Origin of the sequence: Sphingobium terrigena (genome assembly GCF_003591655.1) — a bacterium.
GTDB lineage: Bacteria > Pseudomonadota > Alphaproteobacteria > Sphingomonadales > Sphingomonadaceae > Sphingobium > Sphingobium terrigena.
Map to the genome: position 1 here is coordinate 80471 of NZ_QVRA01000016.1, position 7213 is coordinate 87683.

5 protein-coding genes and 1 pseudogene are annotated in these 7213 nt (G+C 63.2%); 1 reads left to right on the forward strand and 5 read right to left on the reverse strand.

Annotation, left to right across the window (positions count from 1 at the left end; genetic code table 11):
- The 5 genes from D0Z70_RS16575 to katE form a co-directional block, all read right to left on the reverse strand.
- Positions 1–1116, reverse strand: a complete 1116-nt coding sequence (locus tag D0Z70_RS16575) for an acyl-CoA dehydrogenase family protein (RefSeq protein WP_119748356.1) — start codon at positions 1114–1116, stop codon at positions 1–3.
- The gene (locus D0Z70_RS16580; protein ID WP_119748358.1) at positions 1113–2156 is read right to left on the reverse strand and encodes a glycosyltransferase; all 1044 of its coding nucleotides are present in this window, start codon (positions 2154–2156) and stop codon (positions 1113–1115) included. Before D0Z70_RS16580 ends, D0Z70_RS16575 begins: the two co-directional genes overlap by 4 nt.
- Positions 2153–3088: a glycosyltransferase family 2 protein gene (locus D0Z70_RS16585; protein WP_119748360.1), complete on the reverse strand. Its 936-nt coding sequence runs from the start codon at positions 3086–3088 to the stop codon at positions 2153–2155. Before D0Z70_RS16585 ends, D0Z70_RS16580 begins: the two co-directional genes overlap by 4 nt.
- A complete protein-coding gene (locus tag D0Z70_RS16590) occupies positions 3081–4235 on the reverse strand; it encodes a glycosyltransferase family 4 protein (protein WP_119748362.1) in 1155 nt (384 codons plus the stop codon). The genes D0Z70_RS16585 and D0Z70_RS16590 overlap by 8 nt, the downstream gene beginning before the upstream one ends.
- 76 nt (positions 4236–4311) lie before the next feature.
- Positions 4312–6489, reverse strand: coding sequence for a catalase (gene katE, locus D0Z70_RS16595; protein WP_182913999.1), 2178 nt, complete (start codon positions 6487–6489; stop codon positions 4312–4314).
- A gap of 263 nt (positions 6490–6752) precedes the next feature.
- Between katE and D0Z70_RS16600 the strand changes: the two are divergent.
- A pseudogene (locus tag D0Z70_RS16600) lies at positions 6753–7091 on the forward strand (cyclic nucleotide-binding domain-containing protein); the annotation flags it as partial.
- Between the last annotated feature and the right edge of the window lie 122 nt (positions 7092–7213).

A 7213-nucleotide genomic window follows, 5' to 3' on the forward strand; every position in this document is an offset into this window, starting at 1 on the left:
CTACCACAAAGCGTCCTCCGCCCCCCAGGCGTCATGGTCGAGCCAGGCGAGCGCAGCCTGATCGCAGGCATAGTCGGGCCCGCCCTGCCGCAGATAGAGGCTGAGGTCGCGGATGATCTTGTCGATCCGTTCGCCATCCATCGCGCTGCGCGTACCGATGATGCGGGCGGCCAGTTCCATGACGTCCAAGCCCGCACGCTCGACTATGCCGCGCGTCATGCGGGCGAAGGCGGGACCATCGGGATCGTCGTGCGCAGCCCGGAGCGCACATTCGCGGACCCATAGATAGGCGGTGCGGGTTGCGGCAACCGCATCGGCGAATTTCGCGCGTTGCAGCGGATCGGCGCGCGCCGCATCAGACATGGCAAGCCGGATTTCGGTCAACAGCGCCTCGATCCCACCCAGTTGCACGGCAGTGAAGCGCCAGGCGCCCGTGGTGAAGCGCGGTTGGCGATCATAGTCGCCGGGCTGGCCGAGCAGATGCGATGAATCGACCGCCATGCCCGTCAGGTCATAGAAGCCACTACCCGTCGCCCGCATACCCCTGACCCGCCATTGCGACAGGTCGGTCCGGGCGGGATCATCGGCCCGGATGACGACCAGTCGCCGTTCGCCCTCTTCGGGCTGCGCGGTGATGACGGCATAGGCAAGACCGCCAGCGCCGGTCGCGAAAGACTTGCGGCCATCCAGTGCGGATTGGCGTAGCTGTACCCCCGGCTGTGGCTCGGTGGCCCACACGCCGTAAAAGGCACCTTGAGCGATTTTCTGCCCCAGATCGGCCTTTTGGGCGGGAGAGCCAAACCAGTCGAACATAGCGAGCGCGTTGACATGACCTTCATAGAGCCGCCCGACGCTGAGGTCAGCGCGACCAATGATCCGCAGGACGGTCATCAGGCACTGGTTCCGGGCGACGGCAGCGTCAAAGGCCTCGCCGCCGCTTTCGAGTGGGGCGAAGGTGCGATGGAGATCGGCAGCGACGAGCGCTTTCATGCTTTCCACCGGAAAGACCGGCGCGGCATCATAGCGGCTGCCGAGCGCGACAATGGTGGATGTGATCGCCTCGGCGCGCGCAATCGGGGGGTCGATGCTGGAACGGGAATGGGGGAACAGGGTCATGCTACAGCTTCCACTTCATCGACCGCGGCGGCGGCCATCGTCGCCAGCCAGGTTGCTGCTGTGTCCACACCATGGCGATCGTGCAGGCGTTTGCGGGCGTGAGCCGGCAATGCCTTTGCCTGGCTGATCAAAGTTGGCCATTGGTCGGGGGACGGCCATGTTTCGAGCATTATCGCAGCGCCCAGCGCGTGTAGGGCGCGTGCTGTCGCCAACTGCTCGGCAAAGGGGCGGTCCTCAGGGATGCAGAGGAACGGGCGGTCGGCGGCGAGGACTGCGTTCACCAACCCGTCACCCGCCGCGCCGACGATCAACCCGGCGGAGGCGATTTCACACGCAGGATCGTCAACCCATCCTGCCAGATCGAGATTGGCGGGTCGATCGGTCGGTGCAGTTACGGGGCCGATGACGCGCCAGTGCGTTTCCGGGCAGGCGCGCGCGGCCTGTGCGATCGCTGTGCCATCGCCGGGCGGGCCGCCCCGGCCGATCACTATGAGGATATGGTCGTCCTGCCGGGGATGATGCTGCGCAACGGCAGTGATGCCGGGCAGATAGCGGGTCTTGTGCCTGATCCACGCGGGCGTCGATGGCATCTCCAGATCGCGGTGAAACGGCGCGAACAGCGCCGTAGCACCGCGAAAAGCGTCGAGATGCGCCGCGTCGCTACGGTCGCCGTTGAGCCGCACATAAATAGTAGGCACCGATGCCAAGCGCGCCAGCATCGCCACTTCGACCGAAACATCAACGACCATCAGCACAGGGCGCTCCGTCGCGATCCATTGTGCGATCCGCGCCACGCGCGACCGCACGCCTTCATGACCAACGGGCGCATAGTGCAGCGCGGCGGGGCGTGAGGCCGTGTCGTCCATCCCGTCGAAGCAGCCGGAAGCGGGCCGATCGTCAGCAAGGTCAATTCCTGCTGCGCCCAACCCTGTACCCAGCAGGACGATCGGCCAGCCGATGGCGGCGGTAATTGCCTCCGCCCGCGCGCGATGCCCTGCGCCATGATGATGGACATAATAGCCGATCGGGCGGCGCGTCATGGCTGGAGTTCCAGCATCATGTCGTGCGGCATCGGAGGCAATAGCGGTTCCTGACGGGCGATCCAAGCAGCGCCATCTGGCCGCGCACGCAATTGCTTGCGCCAGTGCGCACGCTCGCGCCAATGGGCGAAGGCAGGCGCCATGGGTGAGATGTTATTCTCGGCCCTTTCGAACAGCGTCTGCATCGCAACTGCCATGCCGCCTTCCGCGCGTCCCTCCAGACGCGGGGAAACGCGAGTGTAAACCGTAACAGGGTGAACAAGGCGCGCGCCGCGGGCAAGCGCCGCCAATACAAGCGCGCGATCCTCTCCGCTTGTTATGGCCGGAACGCCGCCGCAGGCCAGATAAAGCTCTGCCCGGATGGCGAGCGATGCGCCGGTATGATCGCCGTGGCGGGGCGCGGGATCCCAGGGCAGAGGATCAATCGCATCCTCAATGGCACGGACGGCGGCCCAGTATTGGTCCCATGCCGTGCGCAGGCGATGCACGGGCGGTGGCAGTGGTTCTTCGCTATCGATGTCGATCCGGCCGCCCACCATGTCGGCACCACGCGAAAAGGCAGCGGCGATACTACGCAGCCAGTCTGTCGGAGGGCGGCTGTCTGCGTCCGTACTGATAAGGGCAGCGTTGTCCAGCGCGGGTAGAAGGCCAAGGCCTGTGTCCATTGCCAGCCGCCGGGCTGATCCGGCGTGCGCCAGTTCCGGCGCGAAATTGTGTTCGGTTATGCGGATGTCGAGCCGTGCGGCATGACGATGGCGGGCGGCGTCGGCAACGGCCCGGCTATCGTCGGTGCTGTTGTTGATGGCTATCGCAACTGGAATCGCACCGGGCCAGTCCTGCATCGCCAGCGCATTCAGCAATATCGGCAACCGCGCTGCCTCGTTCCGCGCCGGGACGCAGACGCACAGGGTCATGGCGCTGGCGTCAGCCATGGGAAGCCGATCTCTGGTCTAGCGACGCACGGGATGGGAGCGTCGAGGGCATCAGGTGGATCGACGCTGCACGGTCGGCTCGGGAAGGTGCCGCCGCCCTGTCGATCTGCCGCAGATAAAGCGCCTCATAATTGTCGACCATGCGTTCGGCATCGCACATCTGTTCCGCTCTGGTGCGGCAAGCGTTGCGGTCGAGCTTCAGGGCCGATAGCGCGGCGCTGGCGAGCGAGGCAACATCGTCCGGGGTCGCAAGCACCCCGCATGTCGCATCCAATATTTCAGGGATCGCCCCGCGCGCAAAGGCCGCGACTGGCACGCCACAGGCAAGCGCTTCTGCAACGACAAGGCCGTAGGGTTCATCCCACATAGGTGTGCAGAGGAAGGCCCGCGCACCGCCCACAAGCCGGGCAAGTTGCTGGTGCGCGAGATGCCCGACATGGGTGATGTCGTGGCCCAGCGCGGGCGCGATCTGTGTCCAGTAATAATCATCGTCAAGTATTGGTCCCGCAATCCTGAGCGGAAGACCGACCTGTCGGGCAGCCGCGATCGCCAGATGTAATCCCTTTTCCGGGACGATGCGGCCGTACCAGACCAGATAGGGATCGGTGGCGGGCTGGGGATGGAACGCAAATTTTTGCAGGTCGATGCCGTTCCATATCACCGCGTCGCTATGGGTGACATGGTTCCAAAGAGCTGCAACCGAGCGAGACACGGCCGCGAAACTGTGGTTGCGCGCAGCACAAAGGCGGATACCGCTTTCCAGCCAGCAGAAGGGCGGCGTGTGCAGCGTAGTGACCATCGGCATGGGCAGGCTGTCGGCCATCGCGACAGGAAGATAATGCAGCGAATTATTGTGGATGATGTCGAAATCGCGATGGCGCAGGTCGTTCATCAGGCTGAGATAGGCGTGATGCTCACGAAAGAAGGGCACGTCGCTCGCTTCTGTCGTACCCACCGTCTGGATCGCCGTTTCTGTACAGATCGCTTCCAAACCGATCCCCGGTTCCGATCGGGACGAGGCGAACAACGTGACCGCATGGCCACGATCCCGCAGCGATCTCGCCAGCAAATGCGTGTGCATTTCCAGCCCGCCGGCAAAGGGTTCGGCAATCGGATGTTTGAGATGGGCGATGATGCCGATCCGCATGGGGTATGATCCTGTCGTGCGCATGGCTGGGGATGGCGCGAGACCATCCCCTTAGATTGACATTGAAAGCCCGCGATCAGGCGGCGGGCTGGGCGTCCAGATCGACCGCCAATTCGCGCGGCCAGTGGCGCAATGCCCGGCAGGCAGTCAGGAAAGCGCCGGCATCCTTGGCTGTGGCCAGCGGTAGGCAGGCCTCGTCCAAATCGTTGGCTATCCCCGCCTTTTCAAACAGCGCCTGGGCTTCGGCGGTCAGGCCGATATATTTGCAATGCGCAAAGGCATCGGTAACGAAATCCTTGGCGGCCGCGTCGATTGCCAGCAAAGCAGCCCCCTCCTCAGACGCCACCACGGCAACGGCGTCGAACAGGACGGAGGGACCGCCGTCAATCTTCTGCTTGGCCGCAACCGCTGTGCCGTCCGACAGGGTCACGCCGCCAATCTTGGGAGCGACGACCTCGTAAACCGCGCCTTCCTTGTCGACCGCTTTAACCAGCGCGTTGAAGATCGCGGCTTCGGCACCGTCGGTCAGCAGGATGCCAAGTTTGCGCCCCTTGAAACTGTCCGGTCCGTTCTTGAGGATGCTGAGCGCATCGGACGGCGGCAGGTCCATCATCGTCGGGCGCGCTGCCTGCGCCGGTTCAGGCAAGGCAAGGCCAAGTCCTTCGGCTACAGTCTGTGCCAGCGTAGCGTCGATATTGAGCAAGTGAGACACCGTCCGCGAACGGATGTCGGGGCGTTCCACCTTGCTCAGTTCGAACACGATGGCGTCGCCGATATGCTTCTGCTCGGTCGGCGTCTGGCTGGTAAAGAATTGCCGCGCCTGGCTGTAATGATCGGCAAAACTTTCCGAGCGGACCCGCTGCTTGGGACCATCACCCTCCTGAGCGAAGCTGGTGAAGCCGCGCACCGGGTCTTCGCGCGGGCCACCCTGCGCCGCACCCCAGCTATTTGGCTCATAATTGGCGCGGCCCTTGGGATTGCGCATCGCCATATGCCCGTCCTGCTGGAAATGGGCCATCGGACATTTGGGCGCATTGATCGGCAAATGGGTGAAGTTGGTGCTGCCCAGGCGCTTGATCTGGGTATCAAGATAGGAAAAATTGCGGCCCTGGAGCAGCGGATCATTGCTGAAGTCGACGCCGGGCGGCACATTCTGGGTCATGAAGGCGACCTGTTCCGTCTCGGCAAAGAAATTGTCGACCACCCGGTCCAGCACCAGACGCCCGACGATGCGGACCGGCACCAGTTCTTCCGGGATGAGCTTGGTCGCGTCCAGCACGTCGAAGTCGAAACTGTCGGCGAACGCATCGTCGAACAACTGGACCCCCAGCTCCCATTCCGGGAAGTCCCCGGCGTTGATCGCGTCCCACAGGTCGCGACGATGGAAATCGGGATCGGCCCCGTTGATCTTGACCGCCTCGTTCCACATGACCGATTGCAGGCCCTGCTTGGGCTTCCAGTGGAATTTGACGAAGGTGGATTTGCCCTCCGCGTTCACCAGGCGGAAGGTGTGAACGCCAAACCCCTCCATCGTGCGCAGCGATCGCGGGATGGCGCGATCCGACATCGTCCACATCACCATGTGGAAACTTTCGGGCGTCAGGCTGATGAAGTCCCAGAAATTGTCATGCGCGGTCTGCGCCTGCGGGAAGTCGCGGTCGGGCTCCGGCTTGGCAGCGTGGATCAGGTCGGGAAATTTGATCGCATCCTGAATAAAGAAGACCGGGATATTGTTGCCGACAATGTCCCAGTTGCCCTCCTGCGTGTAGAGCTTCACGGCAAAGCCGCGCACGTCGCGCGCCAGATCGGCCGAACCCTTGGACCCGGCGACGGTCGAAAAGCGCACGAAGGCGGGCACGCGCTCGCCGACCCGCTGAAGCACATCCGCGCGGGTGACGTCGCTCAGGGATTCGGTCAGTTCGAAATAGCCGTGCGCACCGTAGCCGCGCGCGTGGACAACGCGCTCGGGGATGCGTTCATGGTCGAAATGAAAGATCTTTTCGCGGAAATGCGCATCCTCGATCAGGGTCGGGCCGCGCGCGCCCTGCTTCAGGCTGTTCTGGTCATCGCCCACCGGGATACCATGTGCGGTCGTCAGGACGGCGACGTCTCCGTCGGCAACCTGATGGGTTTCGCCGCCTGCTGCCTGCGGTTCGGCGAAGCTGTTCGATATGGCCTCGGCGGGCGCGGGCGGCGGTGCCTTTCTGGGTGTTTCGCCTGAGACTTTACCAGGGGTCGAAGGGGATTTGGCCATGGGGCATCCTCATGCACGAGAGATATGCCGGATCCAGGTCCGGCACATTGGAAAGCGACGATCGAAGCAGATGCGCATCCCCGCGTTGCGATGGGAACCCGCAGCATGTGTGGACGGGATAACCCGCCGCCGCCACGCAAGTTGCCACGGCCCGCCCAAAACTGATGTGCATCATGGCGATTTATTTCCGCCGCCCGGATACGTCATCGCCACGGACCGTTCGACTATGTCCTATGCATGTCGTTTCGCGATGAGGGCCGATCTTGTTTACCGATAGATTTCTCAGGGATCGTCGCGGCGTCGAACTGGATGTTCAGGAACGGCAGGTTCTGGAAAAAGCCATTTTCGAAATCCGCACCATCGACGCGCGCAGGACGGTCGTGCAGGCCGGCGAAATCCTGTCGGTCAGCATGTTGCTGCTGGAGGGCTTCATGTGCCGCTATCTCGACGACCGGGAAGGGATGCGACAACTCGTCGCCGTGCAGGTGCCGGGCGACTTTCTCGACCTTCATGCCTACCCGCTCAAAATATTGGATCATGATGTCGCCAGCCTGACAGCAGCCACAATTGCGGTCATTCCGCACAAGGCGCTGGACGAGATTAGGTCGTGAACCCATAAACTGCGATCGATGTAGAAGGCGGTAATGTGCGCATTACAGGTCGGTGCTTGTGACGACTGCATGCCATCCGATGGCGATCACAAGTATGCTGAGCACGGCAAGGA